The organism is Mesorhizobium sp. M0514, from assembly GCF_040321145.1.
Lineage (GTDB): Bacteria > Pseudomonadota > Alphaproteobacteria > Rhizobiales > Rhizobiaceae > Mesorhizobium.
On sequence record NZ_JAMYQZ010000031.1, the window covers coordinates 13,475 to 33,423 of the forward strand.

Annotated in this window: 18 protein-coding genes; 6 read left to right on the forward strand and 12 right to left on the reverse strand. The window is 59.6% G+C overall.

All coding sequences use genetic code 11. The features are described from left to right. Positions 1-145: 145 nt before the first annotated feature. A complete protein-coding gene (locus NKI61_RS14970; protein ID WP_081725448.1) occupies positions 146-487 on the forward strand; it encodes a helix-turn-helix domain-containing protein in 342 nt (113 codons plus the stop codon). A gap of 794 nt (positions 488-1,281) precedes the next feature. Here the strand turns inward: NKI61_RS14970 and NKI61_RS14975 are convergent. The 3 genes from NKI61_RS14975 to NKI61_RS14985 form a co-directional block, all read right to left on the reverse strand. Continuing rightward, complete coding sequence (locus NKI61_RS14975; protein WP_023682359.1) at positions 1,282-1,506, reverse strand: hypothetical protein; 225 nt, start codon at positions 1,504-1,506, stop codon at positions 1,282-1,284. Between the two features lie 122 nt (positions 1,507-1,628). Further along, a complete protein-coding gene (locus tag NKI61_RS14980; protein ID WP_023807618.1) occupies positions 1,629-1,904 on the reverse strand; it encodes a KTSC domain-containing protein in 276 nt (91 codons plus the stop codon). A 43-nt stretch (positions 1,905-1,947) separates the two neighbouring features. Further along, positions 1,948-2,100 (reverse strand): hypothetical protein, encoded by a 153-nt coding sequence (locus NKI61_RS14985; protein WP_023807617.1) that lies wholly within the window; start codon positions 2,098-2,100, stop codon positions 1,948-1,950. A 408-nt stretch (positions 2,101-2,508) separates the two neighbouring features. Between NKI61_RS14985 and NKI61_RS14990 the strand changes: the two genes are divergently transcribed. Continuing rightward, the gene (locus tag NKI61_RS14990; protein WP_352839937.1) at positions 2,509-3,327 is read left to right on the forward strand and encodes a hypothetical protein; all 819 of its coding nucleotides are present in this window, start codon (positions 2,509-2,511) and stop codon (positions 3,325-3,327) included. Positions 3,328-3,442: 115 nt separating this feature from the next. Here the strand turns inward: NKI61_RS14990 and NKI61_RS14995 are convergent, their stop codons facing one another. Further along, positions 3,443-3,577, reverse strand: a complete 135-nt coding sequence (locus NKI61_RS14995; RefSeq protein WP_081725445.1) for a KTSC domain-containing protein — start codon at positions 3,575-3,577, stop codon at positions 3,443-3,445. A 169-nt stretch (positions 3,578-3,746) separates the two neighbouring features. Continuing rightward, a complete protein-coding gene (locus NKI61_RS15000) occupies positions 3,747-5,588 on the reverse strand; it encodes a type II toxin-antitoxin system HipA family toxin (protein WP_352839939.1) in 1,842 nt (613 codons plus the stop codon). Between the two features lie 304 nt (positions 5,589-5,892). Here NKI61_RS15000 and NKI61_RS15005 point away from each other — a divergent pair, with 304 nt between their 5' ends. From NKI61_RS15005 to NKI61_RS15015, 3 genes are all read left to right on the forward strand, one after another. Continuing rightward, positions 5,893-6,582 carry an NAD-dependent epimerase/dehydratase family protein gene (locus NKI61_RS15005; RefSeq protein ID WP_023807612.1) on the forward strand — a complete coding sequence of 230 codons (690 nt, stop codon included), beginning with the start codon at positions 5,893-5,895 and terminating at the stop codon, positions 6,580-6,582. Positions 6,583-6,721: 139 nt separating this feature from the next. Then, positions 6,722-7,672, forward strand: a complete 951-nt coding sequence (locus NKI61_RS15010) for an endonuclease/exonuclease/phosphatase family protein (RefSeq protein ID WP_155927201.1) — start codon at positions 6,722-6,724, stop codon at positions 7,670-7,672. Positions 7,673-7,788: 116 nt separating this feature from the next. Continuing rightward, positions 7,789-8,700, forward strand: coding sequence for a UbiA prenyltransferase family protein (locus NKI61_RS15015; RefSeq protein WP_352839941.1), 912 nt, complete (start codon positions 7,789-7,791; stop codon positions 8,698-8,700). On the opposite strand, the gene NKI61_RS15020 is transcribed toward NKI61_RS15015, so the two are convergent. From NKI61_RS15020 to NKI61_RS15045, 6 genes are all read right to left on the reverse strand, one after another. After that, entirely contained in the window at positions 8,697-10,367 is a 1,671-nt protein-coding gene (locus NKI61_RS15020; RefSeq protein WP_081725444.1) for an ArnT family glycosyltransferase, read from the reverse strand. The two genes, NKI61_RS15015 and NKI61_RS15020, sit on opposite strands and share 4 nt — an antisense overlap. Beyond that, positions 10,364-11,467, reverse strand: coding sequence for an archaeosortase/exosortase family protein (locus NKI61_RS15025; RefSeq protein ID WP_023807608.1), 1,104 nt, complete (start codon positions 11,465-11,467; stop codon positions 10,364-10,366). Before NKI61_RS15025 ends, NKI61_RS15020 begins: the two co-directional genes overlap by 4 nt. Before the next feature lie 511 nt (positions 11,468-11,978). Further along, the gene (locus NKI61_RS15030; RefSeq protein WP_023807607.1) at positions 11,979-12,860 is read right to left on the reverse strand and encodes a lysylphosphatidylglycerol synthase transmembrane domain-containing protein; all 882 of its coding nucleotides are present in this window, start codon (positions 12,858-12,860) and stop codon (positions 11,979-11,981) included. A 75-nt stretch (positions 12,861-12,935) separates the two neighbouring features. Then, entirely contained in the window at positions 12,936-13,796 is an 861-nt protein-coding gene (locus NKI61_RS15035) for an autotransporter outer membrane beta-barrel domain-containing protein (protein WP_196814094.1), read from the reverse strand. Between the two features lie 239 nt (positions 13,797-14,035). Continuing rightward, positions 14,036-16,081, reverse strand: a complete 2,046-nt coding sequence (locus NKI61_RS15040) for a DUF2298 domain-containing protein (protein ID WP_023807605.1) — start codon at positions 16,079-16,081, stop codon at positions 14,036-14,038. Then, a complete protein-coding gene (locus tag NKI61_RS15045; RefSeq protein ID WP_023807604.1) occupies positions 16,078-16,803 on the reverse strand; it encodes a glycosyltransferase family 2 protein in 726 nt (241 codons plus the stop codon). Before NKI61_RS15045 ends, NKI61_RS15040 begins: the two co-directional genes overlap by 4 nt. Positions 16,804-16,856: 53 nt before the next feature. On the opposite strand from NKI61_RS15045, the gene NKI61_RS15050 reads away from it, so the two are divergent. Then, a complete protein-coding gene (locus NKI61_RS15050) occupies positions 16,857-18,134 on the forward strand; it encodes a UDP-galactopyranose/dTDP-fucopyranose mutase family protein (RefSeq protein ID WP_081725443.1) in 1,278 nt (425 codons plus the stop codon). Here the strand turns inward: NKI61_RS15050 and NKI61_RS15055 are convergent. After that, entirely contained in the window at positions 18,113-19,819 is a 1,707-nt protein-coding gene (locus NKI61_RS15055; protein ID WP_031208366.1) for a hypothetical protein, read from the reverse strand. The two genes, NKI61_RS15050 and NKI61_RS15055, sit on opposite strands and share 22 nt — an antisense overlap. Positions 19,820-19,949 lie beyond the last annotated feature (130 nt).

Sequence of the window (19,949 nt, forward strand, 5' to 3'; positions counted from 1 at the left end):
CTCCGCAACACCCGCTACGCTGGACGCGAGGGTCGCTTCCTTGCCCAGTCATCCGAAGGCTTGCCCGCAAGTCCGGGTACGGCTGTTAGCGCCGGCCGCATGACGGGACGCGGGACCGACTGTCCACGTCCGCGGGGTCCGCATCATGCATCAGGGATCGAACCTGCCCGCGGGACCGGATGCGGGCTTGGATCATGACAGCCCGGTCGCCGATCCTCGGCGATGCTCACCACCATCAGGTTCACTCAATCGAGTCCATCGTGGGGTCGCTCTGAAGCTCCGTCAACCGAAGGTTTTCCGAGAAGTGTTGTGGGAAGGTTCGACGAGGCGAGCGGCGGCTGCGCTCGGGATAAGCAAGCCGGCCGTCAGTCAACATGTGAAGCAGTTCGAGACCACGCTCGCATCACACTGTTCAAGAGATCAGCCAACCGCATCGTTCCCTTGCAGGAAGCCTTGGAACTCCTGCGAAACGTACAACTTGCTCTGACGTCTTTGATCGACTGGAAGCGTCGATCTTCGCAATGAGAATGAGGAAAAGCAACGGATTGGGATCGCCGCGCCTTCTGTTTTCGGTTTCGTGACCTTGCCCTCTATCGAGGCGCAAGACCTGGCAGCCGAAACGATCGTCGATATCGATCCGCAGTTCGCCGCCCACGAGACGAACTTCAATGGTTGCGCTTCGCCGGCGTCGCCGGACATACTGGTTGAATTCGATTGCAACGGTCACGAGACCGGATACGTAGCTTGCGCGCTGGGCGCCAGTCCTTTCATGGCGCGGCGAAGTTTTCTGTGTCGGGGCTCCCAGGCAACAACTCGGGAGCAACGAGCGAGTTGCAACCGAACCTTCCGCCGCTCGTTGACCTATGCTGGCTCGTTCCAGCATACTCCAGGCCATTGCCCGCCGGCTCACGCTGGCGGGCTTTTTTGCGTCAGTCGGGGAACATCCTCACTCTGAGGCTGTTCGGTCACACCCGGCTCGTCCTGCAGCGGTCTCTGCCGGTGACCAAGATGGCCCCTCACTCATCATGGTCGGCCCGCGCTCGGAGCAAGCGCGGGCCATCCCTGCACAAGCCCGGCGTCCCCAGATGTCAGCGGGCTTTTCATCGTTCTCTGTCATTGCTGTGTTGTCGGTGCGCTACCGCTTCTTTGAATGCGCGTGCTGCTGCATCGCAAGCGACACGTGAGGAGCCGTTCACGGACAAGATGATTTCGGCTGCCTTCACTGTCAGACCGTGTTTTTCGGCGAACTCTGCGGCTGTGTACGCGAGCTTTGCTTTTTCGCTACTCCGCATATCTGGCTCGATATACCGCTTCCGCCTCGTGTAAGCTTTGGCGGGTCCATTGCAGGGTGTGGTGCATGCTCGCCAAAAGGCTAATGGCGTCGGTCGTTGGACTGCCTTCGTGATTCAGCAAACCAACGAGTATATCTTGCTTGGAAACGATGCTCTGGTTGTGAGCGAGTTGGCCCATCAAATAAATGAGCCGGATCTCTGCCGGTGTCGGCATGGGCCTTCTCCCTGGTCGGGCGAAAGCCTGATGATCGCTCCCAAGCGCCTCGTGCCTGTTTGTTTTTGGTTTTTCGAGGCGACCGCAACAGTGTGCGTTCGTTAGCAGGCAATGGCAACCGGCTAGGCAATTGCAGCATCGATGGTGAGCGCGGGCCGCTTCGGATTCGAAATTGTGTCAATTGCCCGATGAGCCTGCTGCCCTCGCGGCGCGAGCCGGAATGCATAATGATTGCGGATGCGGCTGTTAAAATAGAGTCCTTTGGCAAAGGCAGATCTGAACGCGACAATTTGCTCAGGCGGCACGTCCAGGAATTCGTAGTGCTTTGCCACAAACCAGACGGAGAGAACCCTGGTGTTCGGGTCATAGTCGAACTTGCGTATGGAGGTCGACGGCATGGTATTGCATCCAAAAACTCAGCTAGCCGAGTTGGATCGCCAGCTACCGGCTGAAACTGTATTCGAACATATGGCCGCGCTTTTCGTCGGCAACCCTGATCCAGATGGGCTCGCTCGTGCGCAGAGTGACGTCGCGCTCTGTCGCTTCCCGCGCCGGGTCATGCTGGCCAGCTTTTTTGTGCGGCGCAAGGAACATCCTCCCTCCGAGGCTGTTCGGTCACACCCGGCTCGTTCTTCAGCGGTCCGTTCCGGTGATCAAGATGTCCTCTCCACTCATCATGGTCGGCCCGCGCAGCCTCGGAAGCAGGCGCGGGCCATTCCATACAAGCCCGCTCGCCTCCGTCGCCGACCTTTTGTTTTTCTCCCGAGAACTCGCCGACAACCTAGTTGTCGAGGCTTTGGGTGGCGGCCAAACTTCGGCCTAAGACCTTGGTCTGAGGGGTGTAAGACTTTTGAGTTTCGAGGGTCGGCCGGTCCCAAGGAGGGTGATCTACTTCAGCAATTTTAAAGAGTTATGGTGGTTGGCGTTTCGCCGGCCGGCCGCTTCGTCTCGCAATGAAAGCACAGCTATATCTAAGTTTACCCTTTGTGTTAGCGATTGCTCATGTTGCCCGGTATACGTTTACCGGCGGTGGCAATGTCGGAGGAAATTATGACATCCCGCAAGACCCTTTTTGCCGCATTCGCGGTGTTCGCGCTTCTGGTGTCGCCGGCCCTGGCTGCTGCTGGTGGCAACGGCCATGGCAATGGTAACGGCCATGGTAATGGTAATGGTAATGGTAATGGTAGTGGTAACGGCAATGGCAATAGCGGAGGAAAGGGTAATACTAGCGGCAATGGCGGAGGCGGCGGTTCGCTCGGAAAGTCGGCATCAGCCAAGGGCCAGGCCGCCAAGGGCCAGGCCGCCAAGGACCAGGTCGCCAAGGCCGCTACCGCTTCTGTGTCCAAGGAAAAGAATATCCATGCCAAGCTCGGCCGGTTGAACTCACTGCAGCGCAACGCCAACGCCTTTATGCACTCCAAGAGCAAGAACTTCGCTGGCGTGCAGGCTTTTGTGACACAGTCGGCAATAGCCAAGAACGCTCAATCGGCGCTCGATGCCGCTAATCAGGCGGTTGCCGACGCCAAAGCGGCGCTCGACGCGCTGAATGCGAAAGCCGCTGACCCGAATACCCCGCCCGAAGATGTCCCGACGCAGGCCGACCTCGATGCAGCACAGGCAGCACTCGATGACGCCACTCAGGCCGCGGCCGATGCTCAGGCCGCCGCCACAGCCGCCGCTGCCAACGTCCCATCGATCGATGCAGCCCTTGCCCAAATGGCCAACAAGCCGGTTGACCCTGAGGTGACAGATTGGGCCAATGGCGTGCTTGCCGACAAGATCGACCAAGTAGCCGCCAAGCTGGCGCCGGCCACGCCTTAAGGCCATGCGGCGGCAGCGATCCAGTCGACGATAAAGCCGTCGGGGCCGCCCGGCGGCTGTCGGGTCCGCGCTTTCCTTTTTAGGTGGCGCGGGCCGCTTTGGGTTAGAAATTGTGTCAACCGCCCGACGAGCCTGCTGCCCTCCCTGGCGCGAGCCGGACTGCATAACGATTGCGGATGTGGCTGTTAAAATAGACGCCCTTGGCAAAGGCAGCTTTGAACGCAGCAACGGCCTCAGCAGGTACGTCCAAAAACTCGTAATGCTTGAGTTAAGCGTCGCGGTAGCCGGCGCGCTCGACTGCACATAACCTCCAACGGTTCCGTCAATCTCGCTTCAGCGACGGCAGCCCGATGCGCATGGGCTTCAGGAGAATTCCTCTCGTTCGTTCATAGGTCGCCTGGGAAAGTACGGTCCAGACCCTATTCAAAATTATCAAGGCGTTCGCGCACGATCTCGCGCATCTGCTCTGCACGTTCTGCACCGACTGAACCATCTGTCAGCGGCAACGGCGGCACGAGGTGGTCCAGACCGTGCGCGAGTGCCGCAATCAGTTCATCCATGGCCGTGTCCGCCGCAGCCGCCGGAATACCCGCGGTCGCCGAAAACCGCCGGAAGTCCGCTCTCTTCAGCCGTTCGTCCTTGCCGTTGACCTTAAGCGCCATGTGGTCATGCTGCAGGTTTGGAAACACCCGCGTCGCCACCGCGTCGTAGAGCGGCGCCAGGCGAACCGAACTGAAATCCCGCCTGCCTGGCTCGGCGATTTTCAGCATGGCCATGTTCTTGAGATGCATGTCGCCATCGGCAATCAGCCACGCAAACAGTGCCCGCCGCAAAAGCGCCAGCAGGTCCGCTTCCGCGTCGGTCGAGAGGGCGCGAAGTGCGCCGGCGATCCGCTCCACGGTGCCCGTGTATTTGTCTTGCGCCCGCACGCCCAGGACCGACGTCATGTCCTCGAGCGCCAGACGGCGCACGTCATCAAGCCTGGTGCGGATATCAAAGCGCTCTACCGCCAGGGCGTGCGGCATGCCATCGGGCATAGCAACGAGCGCGACCGCCGGGACGGTGAAGCCAGCGGCGCGGCCGAGTTCCATGGATTGCCATTCGATTGCGGGCAGCGCCTCGAATCCCGACGTGCCGGCCGGCTTCAGAATATGCGTAAACGGCTTGTTCGTGCTCGGCATCAGGGTGCCGTCGGCATCGAGGAACATCGGCGCCTTGATCTGCACACCCGACAGGCGCGGTGTCTCCCCCGTTGCGAAGATCCGCGCCAGGTTCTGTTCGAACGTGTCCTGGATGTCGCCGCGACCGGGACCAGCATAGATCCCTGTGAACATATGCTCGCTCGTGAAGGTGTTCAGCCGCGTCAGCAAAACATCAGCCGGCAGGGACGCCAGCTCGCTTGCCCGCTCGACGATCATGATATTCGACATATAGCGCTTGCCCGTGCGCAGCTCTGACCGTTCGTCGGGATTGTTCAGCACCCGGCCCAGCCAGCCTTCCGGCAGCAGCGATTCAATGAAGGGGGGCAGTCTGCCGGGCGTCGTCTGGCGCACGAGCGGCGGTCCGTCCTGATCAGCCGCATGCCATCGCCATTCGAAGCCATCGTGCACCAGCATGCCGATCGGCGCCCCGTGCCAAGCGACAATCAGGTCTAGCGCGGCTTGGTTGGCGACGGCGACGGCTGCGGCCGGCTTGCGTTTGAGGAAGCGTTCGGCGGCACTGGCTTCATTAAGCCAGTCATTGTCGCGGGCGAGCTTGAACACGGCGTCCGCGGCACTGTCTGGACTGCCGTATTCTTCGATTAGGCGCTCGGCGATCGCTTCCTTCATCGCTTCGTCGAACGAAGCTGCATGTTCGCTGCGGACGCGGAATGCTTCCAGAAAACGCTGCCGCAGCGAAGATACGTCCACACGCAGCTCGCCCATATCGTCGCCGACTATCGCGGGCGCGACGGACGGATGGTCCGGCGCTTTGTTCTGGATGATTTCGAGGGTCCGGATACGCTGCCGGTGCGCGCGGCGGCCGGTCAGGAACAGGCGGCCATCGCGCATCGGTCCGAGCAATACGGCGCTGGCGGCCGACAGGTAGGCGTTCGGATAAAGGTATTTGGCTAGGCGCACCGCGTGGCTCCGCACCGTCTGGTCTATATCGTCACCGGCATCGACATAGATACCGCGCATCAGCTGTACGAGTTTGCCAGCCTCCGCCTGGCGGTGACCGCGCATTTTGTCGATGTTTTCGCCGACGAGATGGAGGGGCATTATGCAACTTTCACGTATTTCAGATGCGCGATAGTTACGGAACTTGCCCAGACAATTCAAGCCGTATGAAATTATCGCGCGTTTCAGACACGGGATAGTTCACGAACTGGTATTGATACGCCCGCACGATTTGAGCTGCCGAGGAGGACGCAGCGGGAATCTCGCGGGCGGTCGATAGGTTCGGTGAAGGGTCGAAATACTTATACAACCAACAGGCGCATGCGTGGCCTTAATGTCTCTTTCGAAAACACGATTTAGCTTTATAGTCGTCGCCTGTGTGGCGCCTGCGGATTGGTAAAACTGCATGCATGATGAATATATCTTGGTTACCGGCTCCCACGGGCTTGTCGGCAAGGCCGTTATCGAAGGGCTATTGCGAACCGGCAATCGTGTCCTTTGCGCGGACCTTCGCTCCAACACCCCACTGGATATATGCGACCGCGAAAAGGTGGAGGCGGCCGCGGGGCAAGTGACAGGGATCATCCATCTCGCAGCTGTATCGCGCGTCATCGAAGCGGAGCGTCATCCGGCGCTCTGCCAATCCGTCAATGTCGACGCCACGCGTCACATTTTGCAGTCGGCGCTGAAAAGCAAGCTCAAACCCTGGGTCATCTATGCGAGCAGTCGGGAAGTCTATGGTCCTCAACCTGGAAAGCTCGTCCACGAAGATATCTCCCTCGCTCCCATCAACATCTACGGCCGAGCCAAATTTGAGGCCGAGAACCTGGTCGCCTCAGCCCGCGGAGCCGGGCTGAGGACGGCCGTTGTGCGGTTCTCAAGCGTCTATGGAGCCTTGAACGATCATGCCGACCGGGTGGTCCCGGCCTTTGTCGGCGCGGCGGTGCGCGGCGGCACATTGCGCATCGACGGATCTTCCTGTGCATTCGACTTCACTCATATCGATGACGTCGCCCCGGGCGTGATTGCGGTGGCAAATCAACTGGCACTGATGCGGGAGCATCATTTAGGGAAAATGGAGCACGTGGACGCATGACTATCAGGTGCACTGACGCACGGCGCAAGGGAGCGCACCTGACACTGCCCGCGCTCTCTTGTTTTGCAGAGGGCAATGGTTTTGACAGTATCCAGCCCGGTGTTCACTGTCCGAAGTCCAAGCTCAAGGGGCGCCCCTTTTGATCAACGAAACGGGACCTCATTGGCGCCATCGGCGCCGGCTTTATTTGGCCTGGATCGTTGTCGTGGCGATGCTGTTCGGGAGCGGGTTTCTCAATACGCTCCACCCAGCGCTGGACTCCGTCAGCCACTTTCGGTTTCATCTTGCAGCAATCTTGATCCTATCTATGTCGATATCGGTACGACGTCGCCCCGTTATCGCGACCCTTTGCGGCTTGCTTGGCGCTGCGGTTGCCTTATGCGCGAACTCCGCGATCGGGTTTCCGTTTGCCCGCGCGACAACGGCCCCAGACAACGCGTCCGTGCTTCGCCTGCTGCAGATCAATATCCGGTTCGACAATCCTAGGCGTACGGACATAGTCGCACTGATTCGCGGCGCGCAGGCGGACATCGTCCTTCTGGAGGAGGTGAACGATCAATGGGGCGGGCAGCTGACCTCGCTCGACGATCTCTATCCTTACAAGGTTCTTTGCGGCATCCGTCCGACCGATGGTGTTGCGATACTGTCCCGGCGATCATTCGATCCAGCCCGCCCGCCCACCTGCATTGCAGACAGATCGTTTGCCGCAGCCTCGATAGACCTGAATGGCAAGAGTGTATCCTTCGCAGCAGCGCATTTGAAGTGGCCTTGGCCTTTCACGCAAAGCGACCAGATAGAGGCCTTAACCCCCGAAATCGGTCGGCTCGGCCCAAGCGCGTTGTTGGCGGGCGATTTCAATGCCACGCCCTGGAGCGCCGCCATTGGCCGCATCGCCAAAGCAGGTGGCTTGAGTCTCGTCCCTTCTCTTGGCCCCACATGGTCTCCCTACAGCCTGCCGTCGTTCCTGCGCGTAATTGGACTGCCCATCGATCAGCTTTTGCGAAAGGGCGACGTCGTCGTTCGTTCGGTTAGAAAAATCGAAGCCCCTGGCTCAGATCATTCAGCCTTGATCGTTGATTTCACGCTGTGAGATGCCGGAGTCAGAGGGCTGAGGACTGTGATTGTCTGATCCAAGTTACATGACCGATCTGATCACCAGAGGCTATGAGTGGGGTCATCGTGGGACAGCAAACCAAGGGGAGAAGTTTGTCAGATACGGCCGATAGCGAGGGGATGGCGTCAAGTCTTTCAGCTTGGTTCTCGCTGATCAGGCCGGCGCATTGGATCAAGAACCTGCTTCTGGTTGTACCTGTTATTTTCTCCCACGCGTCGATTTCTGCCGGGATGTGCATGAAGCTGGTTGTCGGTATGGTCGCGATGAGCCTCGCGGCTTCAGCCGGCTACATCGTCAACGATATCAAGGACGCGACTTTTGACAGGCTGCATGTGCGCAAGCGTCACCGTCCGATCGCGGCCCGACTGATAAGGCCCAAGCAGGCGCTCTCTGCTGCGATCGGGATGGCGGCGGCATCGCTGACTTTAGCTGCAGCGGGGGTCAGCGCCACGGTGGGGATCGAGGTCGCTGCGTATCTGGTCGCCACCGCTGCATACAGCGCTTATTTCAAGCGGTTTGTAGGGACGGATGTCGCAATCCTTACCGGGCTCTACGTCTGGCGGCTGCTGATCGGCGGCGAGATCACCGCGACGCCCCCGTCCCCTTGGCTCATCTGTCTCAGCGTAAATCTATTCATGGCGCTGGCGTTGATAAAACGCATCGACGAGGTTTCTTCCATAAGCACGCCAGCCACAATGCTCTTGGGTCGGGGCTATACCCATGTGCACCGGTCTTCATTGCTGGCGGGCACCGGTTTTTTTGCCTTTGCCACAGTGATTACGATTTTGGGGTATCTCGCCTGGAGCAATGCCGTCGTTCTTTACTATCGTGATCCTGTTTGGCTCTGGGGCACGGCGGTCGTCGTCTGCCTCTGGCTCGTGCACCTGTGGCGACGCGCAATCGACGGCACAATCGGCGGCGACCCTGTCATGTTCGCCGCGGCCGATCCGGTCAGCCTTGCCTTAGTCGGCCTTGGGACGGCGGCTTACATCCAGGCAGTTTAGTGCTTCGGCGCGCAACTCGCGGGATCACTGATTGCCGAAACAAGTGCCGGGACTGCAAGCGGCACCGTCTTTTCAAAGATGAAGACCTGCGGGCTGTCGAAAACCGTGAACGTTTCCTCCGCCTGTCCCGTAGGGTCTAGCAGTGGCGGCAAGGCCGCCCGCCGCCGGAAAGTCGCCACAAGCTGATATCCGAGTTTCCCCGACCACAAAGCAGCGTAGTATGGGCACATTTCGGGGAACCGGGAGAGGAGCCTTGGAAGCACCGAATAGTGGCGACGGCTGGCCACGATCAACCATCTGCTGTCAGCAAGCACCTCGGCCATTCTAGCGATCTTGTCGGGCGATGAAACAGCCAGTAACGGCAGCATCTTGGTCGTAAGCGGCGTGGCGCTTGGGATCCAATAGGGCGGGCCAACATCCGCAGGCTCGACTGCCACACCATCGCCTGCGGTCAGGCGCGGCAACATCCAGTCCCAGGCGGCGATGCGCGGGTCGGGCTTTTGATAGATGGTCGCCTGCATCAGGCCGGCCAGTCCCGTAACCAGGCCTGTGGCCAGCATGACTCCGGCCCGCGTGCTGCCGACGCGCAGCTGGCTGATGAAATAGCCTGAGAACAGGATCAGCAATGGTAGCAGCGGCGCCAAATAACGTACGAACTTGGCGTGCCAGCTGCAGACGATCGCGGCATAAACGATGGTGAAAGCGAATGCTGGTACATATTCCAGCGCAATTCTGTTGTGGCCGCGCCGCAGATCGAGGACGTGCGCAACCATGCCGGCCAGACCCAGTGCCGGCACCATTGGACCCAGAAGCCATGGCAGTTGCGACACTTCGAACAGGCCGCCGACCGTGCCGACAAACTGGTAAGTCCAGAAGACGTCTGTGGTGCCACGAACGACGCCGCCCTCGAAACGCATCGTATCGAAATACGCGCCCGGGGTAGCCCATAGTTGTGGTGTCGTGACGAGCGCCAGCACGAGCACCGCGACGGCCGCGGCGGCCCCTGCCTTGATTGCCTCGACGACCTGATCTCGCCCCCGGATAGAGCAGGCAACGGCGGCGACTGGGCACAGCGCAAACACCAGCGCTGTCGTTTTTAGCCCGAAGCCCAGCCCAACGATCGCGCCGCTCAGCAGCCCGAAGCGCAGGAGGGAGATCTCACCGCGACTGTAGCATTGGCATAGCTGAATGATCGCGCACAGGCAAAGGATCAGCCCCGCTTCGGTTGTCAGGAAATGCGCCGATTGTATCAGCGCCGGCGAGACGCTCGCACAAATCGCGACGAAGAGCGCGACGCGAGGGCCGAAACTGCGCCACGCGATGCGGGCGAGCACAGCCAATGTCAGGCTCGACCAAAGCGCGGAGAGGACACGTCCGGCAAACTGTATGGAGGCTGGATCGGATCCGGCAGTGCCGGTCAATGGCGAGATCAGGGCTGCGAAATAACGTGGCAAGTAGAGAGCCAGCCCGTTATAGGCGCTGAAGTCGGAAACGAGGTGGTCGGGATAGGACAGCCGTGCAGCGGCGGAGATGATGTTGCGTTCGTCCGGGTTGAGGATCAGCCCGTGATCCCAGCCCAATCCCTGGAACCGCAAGACCGCGCCGAGCCCGACGACAAACCACAACCACTCCCGCAAGTGGCGGTCGCTCAACGGCATTGCTGTCATCTGCGGCGCCGCCGTCGAGACGGTCGACCATCGGGCGGACCTCTGGTCAATGGCGCAGACGATGCGGCCGGCTCATACCTGCCGGCCACCGCAAAGGGCAGAATGAAAAGGTTGAAATGCACCACCATATTTTGCGTCGCCTTCAGAGTTCCAAGCAGAAACGGCGACGGCGCATGATAGGTCTCGACAATTCCATTGAACAACGTGCTGGTGGTCTGCGCGGCTGTCACCGTGTCGTAGCCGATGGTGAGCGCTGCGACTGTTATGGCAACACAAAAGAGCAGGACACTCAACACCATTCGTCCGAACAATTTGGATACAGGCAAGGCCGCACCCCGCGAGGCGACGATCAGCGATGCAAAAACCAGCGGCGCGGCCAAGGTAAAGTCCGACGGGTAAAATCCGGTCGTGACAAGGGCGGGTGGCTCGAGCGCAAGAACACCTGTCGTCGTCAGCAGCGCGCCGGCTTCGGAACACGCAATGCTTTGCGATACGCCGAAGGGCATTAGCCCAAGCATCGTATTTGAAATCGGCGTGGCAAGGGTGCAACTCACATCGTCGCTGACAGCATACCAGGCAAGCGCTCCAAGGCAGGCAATGGCGAGCCAGATTTTAAGGCTTGGCAAAATGTCCGCCAGTCGCAGGCCGCGCGCGTTGGATGCAAGCACGGCAACCAGCACCGAACTTAGCAGAGGAGCGACGTAGAGATGCTGCGCCAGCATCAGTGTGGGCGTTCCAATCGAGAGGAATAGAACGATCACCCTGACGAGGTTGAATATGAAGATGACGACTACAGCAGCAAGGATAGCCATAACGGGTTTCGGAAAAGCGTCCGTTCGCCCTCCGAGCCATGCGGTCATTGCGAAAAGACTCACGACAAGGCCGCTACCGTCACAGGCCGATGTGACGGCGATGGCGTGGCCCGACAGTGTGTCCCGCAACTCGACGCCGTTACGAACCATATCGAAGCCGATGAGAGAAAGCAGCGAGGCAGCAACGATCGCCAGACCATTCGTGACGATGTCGAACAGAGCGGCAATTGGCGGCGTTTCGAGGAATACGAAGCCTGCAAAGAGGACCGTCAGGGTAAGAATGGTCAACTGCCAAGGGCGCCGACGTCGTGGGGCGCTGCCAGGCCGGTAGTCCGAAACCGTCATCTCCGCTGGTCGGACTGCCTAGCCCAGAGCAGCAGTGCCAGTAAGGCGCCAACGACGACGAAAAGCAGAGCGGGTACGCTGAAATTCGAACTCCCGCCGGGAATGGAATCGACATCGACCGGCGTCGACGTCGCCGACGGCGTCACCGACAGGGTCGGCGTATTGCTCGCTGTGGGAGAAAGGGTCCCCGTCGGTGTGTTGGTAGGCGTGCTGGTTGTCGTTGGTGTGGCAGTGTCGGTCGGAGTGTTGGTCGCGGTGGGAGTGGCGGTATCCGTTGGAGTATTGGTAGGCGTGCTGGTCGTAGTGGGTGTTGCAGTATCGGTTGGGGTGTTGGTTGCGGTGGGCGTGGCTGTGTCGGTCGGCGTGTTGGTTTGGGCTTTGACACCCCCTCCTGTCGCTACCAGAACCGCGGCGCACAGCCCCGCACCAACCAGAATACTGCAAAGCCGGGCGCTCACGTGCGTTTTCTCCGTAGGATCATGAGAAATCCCGCTGCCTGAGTTACGAGGACAAAAAGCCCATAGGCGACGGAAGATAGCACAATCTTATCATGCTCCAAACCAAGATGGGTAAACGCGTTCACCAAAGCGAACTCCCGCAATCCCCAGCCTGCAATGGAAAAAGGGAGAACCGACGCGAGCAAGACTGCGGCAAGTACGGCAATCGTAGGCAGGATCGGCGCCTCGGCGCCAAGCGCGTGCGCGATGACGAGAAAGATGGCGATGTTCGCCAAATGGGCAATCATCGCCATTGGAACTACGATCATCAGGCTGCGCCATGAAATGGCGGTGAGCACAGTTTTTGACAAACGTTGCAGCACGCCCAGACGCTTGGAAGTCCCCCAAGCCGTCAGGCCAATGCTAACCGTTACGGCCAAGACGACCGCAGAACTAATCGCCACCGGGTAAAGTAGGGTCTCGCTCAGCATCGGCGCAGCCGCCAGGCAAACGGCCAGCAGTCCAAGCAAACCGTAGATTCTGTCCACGATTACCGATCCGGCAGCAGCGGAGGCCTGTATGCCCCAGCGCGTCAGCAATGTTATCCGCATCGCATCGCCACCGACTACCGATGGCACCAGCTGATTTACGGCCAAGCCAACCCAAGTGAAGGCTCCGAAGTCCGTTATGGATGGGATTATCGGCGCAGCTACGGTCGTTGTCACAATGTGGCGCCATCGCCAGGCAAGTGTAAATAGAATCACCGCTGACAGGGTCAGGCATATCGTAATGCTGCCCGCGCCTATGGCAGCCAGACCCCGCAGCGAAAATTTTTCGGATGAAAGCCAGAATGCAGCGGTCAGCAGTCCGCAGGAAAGCGCAACACGCGCCGTCATCATCCCTACGCCAGTGGCCGGCCGGGGGCTTCGGTCGGTGTTTATTGATGCTGTGAATGTCGCTGCGTTAGTCACGCCTTAGAACGCCTTTGAGAACTTGAGCCCGCCGTCGGCGCCCTGAAAACCGTCCTCATCGGCGAATACCCCGGCAACTACCGAGAGGCGACCTGCCAAGAAGTCGATATCCGCACCAATTCCAAGCCTGCCGGAGAGTGTCTGATCTTCCGGTGCTACCGTGCCGAACGATGCGGCAAAATCGGTATTTTCGAGAAAATTAACATAGCCAGTAGCCTGCACATAAGGCGTTATACCCGGCAGCTTCGTGCCCAGCTTTAGGTCGGCCAAACCCGTCAGGACCGTGAAACCTGAGCCAGGAACGGAGGCAAACGGAATGCCTCCGGAATCTTCCTGGTAGGCATCGTTGTCCTGCCGTATGTATCGCAGCCCGGTTCCGTACTCGATGAAATAGTTGGCGGAATTCAGAGTTCCCCTCAGTTGCGCGTCGACGATATAGCGCATCGCATCGTATTCGCCTCTGTAGGTCCCCCCGGACCTTGTCGTGCGGTAGTTCAGCCACTCGGCGCCACCAAGGACGCTAAAATCGAGCGTGTCATTCAGCTTGACGATGACGCCGGCCAGCCCACCGACACCGTGATTATCTAGTGTGCCCTTGTTGTAGTCGAGATCGCCGTTTCCGTGCTCAGCAATTAACGAAGCGACCACGGTGAGGTTCGGGGAGATTTTGTGGGCTATGGCAAGGCTTCCGAACACTGAGGTGAAATCGAAGCCGAAACCATTCGGGGAACCTTCGACATAGCGAACGCCGCCGCCGAGCGAGATGCCCCACTCGCAGGGATCGCGCAGCGCCTTGGCATCGGCGTTTGCGTGGCCCAGATAATTTTGACAAAGATCAAACAATGCAGCGTCGCGCGCGGTCATTGCGGTCGTGTCGATGAGCGACGTCGCGACAGCCTGGTCGATTCGCGATTGCACCGCGGATGCGGATCCCGGCACATTGCGAGCTTCAGCGGTCGTCGTTGCCAGCAGAAGCAGGGCTACACATAACCCAAGCCACCCCCAGCTTTGCCTGCTCCAAACCCTGCCCACCCGGCCCCCGTCCAAATCAGTGCGCGAACGCAAATAACCATAACGCAACATTACCAAAGGTAAACCCGGGATCAGTTCGCGCAGCTTGCTCGGTCCACCTGAATAATCATTGCGTTGCCGCTTTGCACCACAATCGGCCCAAGCTGCTTGAAAATGTCGACATTGATGCTTGGGAACACCTCCCGCTCGACAGTGCCGATCGCCACATGCGTAACCCCATACGTTGCGACCAATGCACAGGCTTGCCGCAGGGTTGTCGAATTGTAGAACGCCGCGACTTCATCATATCGGCGATAGGCGCTGGAAATATCGCCGCGCCAAAGCCATTCGTGTCCGCGCCAACCGACAATCGTTGGAACGCCCGAGAATGCAGAAAGCCTGCTTTTCTGGGTGAAGCTGTCGCCTGGCGCCTCAACCACGATGATTTGACGGTCTGAACGCTGCGAACGAAGCCACTCGATCAGCGCCATATCGTCGTGGCGACTGCGCACCAGGAAGCCGGTTCCGCTGAGGGTAAAGGTGCGCTCACTCATCGGGAAAACCCGATATCGGTAAATATCGTCGGCATAGGACAGGGTCGCCAGCAATGGAGCCGCAAGGACCAACGCAGCCACAGCGGCGATCCCTCCTGTCCGTTGCAAAAGAAGACCGATCAAAATCATGCTTGCCATCATCGCAATTGGCTGCGCCTCGAAGGCGAGTTTGAACATGGTGTTCGCACGCCTGTTATCCGCACCGTATATGTCTTTGACATAGACGATTTCCGGCAGGGCGATCAGGCAGAGCGCACATAGCGCCAGCAAGGCTCCAGCTCTCCAGCGGGGGTCGCGGCCGAAGGCCACGAACAAGCCGACCAGAAGAGCCAGGCACGGTAGCGCGATATGACCGTAAAGGACTGCCAGTTGCCAAAACGGAGTTCGCCCGTCCATCCAGCGCAAGGTTGATGCGATCGGTTTGAAGCTGACCAGAAATGGAGAGGCAAGCACCAACGCCAAGCCGACAATCACCGCGGCAGTCAGGGAAAGCTTCACGAAAAGCCTTAGCCGGCGGCCCTTGTGGTGCCTCAGCAAAAGAAGCCCCGTCAGCGGCAACAGCAAGCCGTAGGACACCGCATCCCAACTGTTGCTCATCGCCGAGATCGCGAAAAGCAGTGCCAGGATAAGGACCTCTCGCCAGCGAAGGCCAGAATGTGCGGCCGTCCCTGTTTCGCGCTCGACGATGCGAGCAAAGATCATAAGGATCAAGAACGCCACGGGCAGATTCAGGACATGTGCATGCAAATCGCCGACACCGAAGCCGTAGGCGGGCATCTCGGTGAAGCCCCTATCATCGGTAAGTGGATCGAAGCCGACGAAGCGCGTCGAATCCGGATAAAAGAAGCCGCGGCTGTAAGTCGTCGGCGACAGCGCGCGGAAAGGTCCATAAAGGACGCTGTGGAAGTTGCCGCCGAATGCCACAAGTGATGCCGCCAAGAGCCCGCACACAACCGAGATACGGTCGTTCATCTTGCCCAAGCACCCACGGACAATCCGGTAGGTCAGCGATACCGCAAAGGCGAACACGGTTGCGACCATCAAGTTGAAGCCGTGGTCCGCCGGCACGCCACTCAACTGAATAAGCCATGCGGCAGCGACGTGACCAAAATAATAGTAATTGATCGGCTGTCCCATCCACCACGGGTCGGGAGGTGGCATCGACGAGGCCCGCAGCGCCCCGTTGATGAAGCCGAAATCCATGAACTTCTCGAGGCCCTCAATGTCGGCCGCGCTACCCTTGATGAGAATGCCGACCATCAGCAGGGCCAGGAACCCAAGCTCCCATTGCAGAAGTCTGGTCAGTGGCGGCAATCGGGGCTTTGTCCGAAATGTCAGCGCGCACAGCGCGACGAGGCCGACAAGACCGCATATCCACCCATATCGCCAAAATGGAATGCCAGCGACGGCGGCAAGCCAGGCGCAGTAGCCGCCGACCAGCCAGCCGAGCGGCTTGGCGGTCAGAAAGCCCAGATCATCATCTTGTGGAAAGAGAGCAGCCGCGAAAGGCCATGCCAACAGGCCGCATGCGCTTATGGTGAGCCAGAACAGAAGCGCCGAGCCGACGCTTGCCGCATCGATCATTTGGCTGGGACCGACGACGTCATCTTCATGCGTTCGCGATAATAAGCGATATCTGCCGCGCCTTCACGAGAAAAACGCACAAGCCTGCGCAGATTAAGCGTCGAACGACCATGGGGACGCTCCTGGTGCAGGACTGGCACTTCAATCGCATGGACGTCGCGGCGCTGGAGCACATGGGCCGCCAGCAGGACGGACGGAATCCAGCAGCCGTCGCGCATCATTTTGCTCGTCTGCAGCCAAATCTGCCGTCTTACAAGCTTGTATGGAGCTCCCGCATCGTCCACCGCCGTGCCGAGTTGCACGCGCAGCAGAAGCCGCATGAAGAACGAGATAACGAGGCGATGCAACGGATCGCGACGTGGCCGTCTAAGGCCCAGTATTGCATCGTATTGGGACGTCATCGCCCAATGCTTCGCAAACTCCCCCAGTGAGACCTGACGGTCGCTGTCCAGCAGGAGCAGCCATTCCCCTTGCGCCTGGGCCAGGCCATTGGCGAGAGCGGGTCCGTGACCCTTGTTGACCTGGTTCTGCAGCCTGATTCTGCTGTCGCGCCGAGCGACGTCATTCACGATCGCGGCAGTGCGGTCGCTGCTGCCATCGTTCACAACGATGATTTCAACATCCGTCACAATGGCGGCGACATCCTTCAGGACGTCGTCGAGTGCGCCTTCGATATTCTGCTCTTCATTGTAGGCAGGGATGATCACGGACAGGATCGGCATAACGGCACACCAGCACACATCTGGCCGTCAGCGCGCTATGCGACCTCCCGGCAATGAAAACGCCGGCGATTGCGGCGGCTTGCGATCGTGCCTTGGAAGGCTCGACCACAGACACTGAGGTTGCTAACACAAGCTTGGAGAAAAGCACAACAACAATAGACGGCAGGAAGCGCTTGGGAAGAATTCTGGTGGTGGGTGCCGGGTTTAGCGGAGCGGTCGTCGCCCGGAAGTTGGCTGAAGCCGGTTATTCATGTGTCGTTGTCGATGAGCGCGATCATCTCGCAGGTAACTGCCATACATCGGAAGACGCTGAAACCGGCATCATGGTCCATCGTTACGGGCCTCATATATTCCATACCGACGACGACGAGATTTGGGCATTCGTCGCAAAGTTCGGAGAGTGGATGCCTTACCGTCATTCGGTTTTTGCCACGGTCGGCGGCGAGGTTTATTCCCTTCCCGTCAACCTGCTAACCATTAATCAGTTCTTCGGCCGCGCGATGGGGCCTGCTGAGGCAAGGACCTTCATGGAAGCCTTGCAAGTCTCGATCGCGAATCCGGCCAACTTTCGCGAGCAGGCTCTATCCATGGTCGGGGAGAAGTTCTACGACGCGTTTTTTCGCCACTACACCGAAAAGCAATGGGGCGTCGCACCTGAATTGCTGCCCGCCAGCATTCTCAAGCGTCTTCCGCTACGCTTTTCCTACGACAGCAACTATTTCCATCATCGCCAGCAGGCGATGCCGCGCGACGGCTACACCGCCATCGTGGCTGCTATCCTCGACCATAGGCATATCGAGGTTCGGCTTGGCATCTGCGCTGAAGCATTGACCGAGACCTTCGACCATACCTTCTACAGCGGTGGCATAGACCGATACTTCGATTATCGCCTTGGCGAACTCGGCTACCGAACGCTGCGTTTCGAAGAAGTTCGCGGCGCCGACGACGTCCTCGGCTGCCCCGTCATGAACTTTCCTGACCCCGACGTGCCGTGGACACGCATGACCGAGCACCGTCACCTGTCGCCGTGGCTGAAGCCCAAATCGCGGCGATCGATCGTCTGGAAGGAGTTTTCAGAATCGGCGGTTCGCGGCGGTGCCCTGTTCTATCCACTTCGGCTGGCATCCGATGAGCGGCTTCTAGAGGCTTATGTCGCGCTGGCGCGCCGGCAAGCCGGCGTCACATTTTTCGGGCGTCTGGGCTGCCATGCTTATATCGACATGGACGCCGCGATCCGGCGCGCCATCGACACAGCAGCCGTTGCCGTAGAGGCGTTCGCGGGCGGAAGATGCCCGCCAGCCTTTGTTCATCACCCCTTGGGCAAGGCCTGAAGCAGCGTCGTCTCCACTTTTTTGCCGTCGAAGCAGGGCAGCTTTCGGTAGATTTCCACCCTGGCGTGATCGTAGACGCTCCAAGGCTCCTGGACGTCGGTGTCGTCGAACCGGAACCCTGCCGCTGGGTAGCCCAATTTCGAGCGGTAGATCGGTTCGAAGCAGAGGCTACCATCCGCCAGCATCGCATAGTAGGCGGTCGACATCGGGAAGCGCTGGTGAAGAGCGATGATCGGTTTTCGCATCCGCTCGCTAGAAATGATCAGCAGATTGGCACCTTTGAGGACTTTCACCATCTGCAAGGCTTTTTCGCGTGTATCGGGGGCCTCAAGCCCAAGCACCGAAAAGACGAAGTGGTCTTCCAGTCCTGCCCAGGTCAGATCCTTGGACCCTGGCAGACGCACATTTACCGGCAGGCCATCGTCCCAATTCGTTTCGTTAGCCAGTACCACACCTTTGTCAGTGTTCAGCCACAGCCAGCGGGACGCGGCAACGCGGTTGTTGGTCGTGGTGTGCAGGGTTACCATCCCGTAGCCCCACAGGCATGCCGAAACAACGCAAAGTGCCGCGACTGCGCTGGTCCATGGCTTTGAGAATAGTGCAGCGAATGCCAGGACCGACAGAACGCAGAATGCGGGCAGGGCAGGTGAGACGTAGCGCAGGGCTGGGTTCGGGATTGTCAGCCAATAGAGGACAAAAACTGCAGCAGCGGCCAGCAGGGGCAACAGCCTTGGCCAGACCGCCCGATTGCGCATCGCCACGACGATGCCGATGCCCACGGCCAGCGTTGTCGGCAAGCCGATGCCCCACAGAGCCAGGTCGGCGAGAGCGTTGGCAGGTCCATAGCCCCCAAACCACTGCCAGTTCGGGGGAAAGCCCTGGTCGAGCACCAGATTGCTCATCTCCCTGTAGCCCTTGATGAAATTCTCAGTCGGCACAAGACCGAAGAATCCCGGCCCTTGGAAAGTGAACGGGCTGGCAAGCCTGAACACGACAGCGGCGGCACCGAGGGTCAGCAGCACGCCGGCCACAAGATCGGGGAAGCTGCGCTTTTCGCCGGCAATGACATAACGTGTCATGGCGGCGAGGCATGCTGCACCGATCAAGGCCAGGCCAGGCAATTTGCAGGCGGCGGCCAGGCCGGCAAGGCCGCCCGCCACGACGGTCCAGGCGAGCGCTGAACGCCTGGCTTTCGTCGTCACGACCAGCGTCGCGGCAAGCAGACACCAGATGGTGGCCGAGGTCAGCCACACGTCGACGGTGAAAAAATTCGACTGCTGGATAGCCGATGGCAGGAACGCATAGAGCGTTGCGGCGGCAAGGCTGGCGATCGAACTCCGCACGATAAGCCCCGACAAAAGGAACACCGCCAGGATGGTGTAGGCGTCGAGGACGGACCCGATAGTGCGAGCCCGTTCCATGACTTGCGGCCAGCCATCATCCGCGGCGCGCGACACCAGGCTGAGGACAAGATGTGGAAACTCGCCATAGACGTAAAGGCGGTCTTTCCTGCGCGGATCAAGCGGCGATTTGCCGGCGGCAAACCACATATCGCTGACAGACAGCTCCCCGGGCTTGAACTCATTGAAGGCCCGCATCGAGTCCATCACGACGGAGGTCATATGGCGCTCGTCCGGGTGAAGGTTGGCACCTTCGTCCCAATTGGTGCCCATCAGTCTCAGCATGGCACCAATAGTGATGATTACAAGGCACGCGGCCGCGGCGAACGCCTTCGCGCGAAGTCCGGACGGGCGTGTCAGTGCTGAAAGGGATACCAGAGTGATGCTCAACGGTGGCGGCAGTGTCTCGCCATGA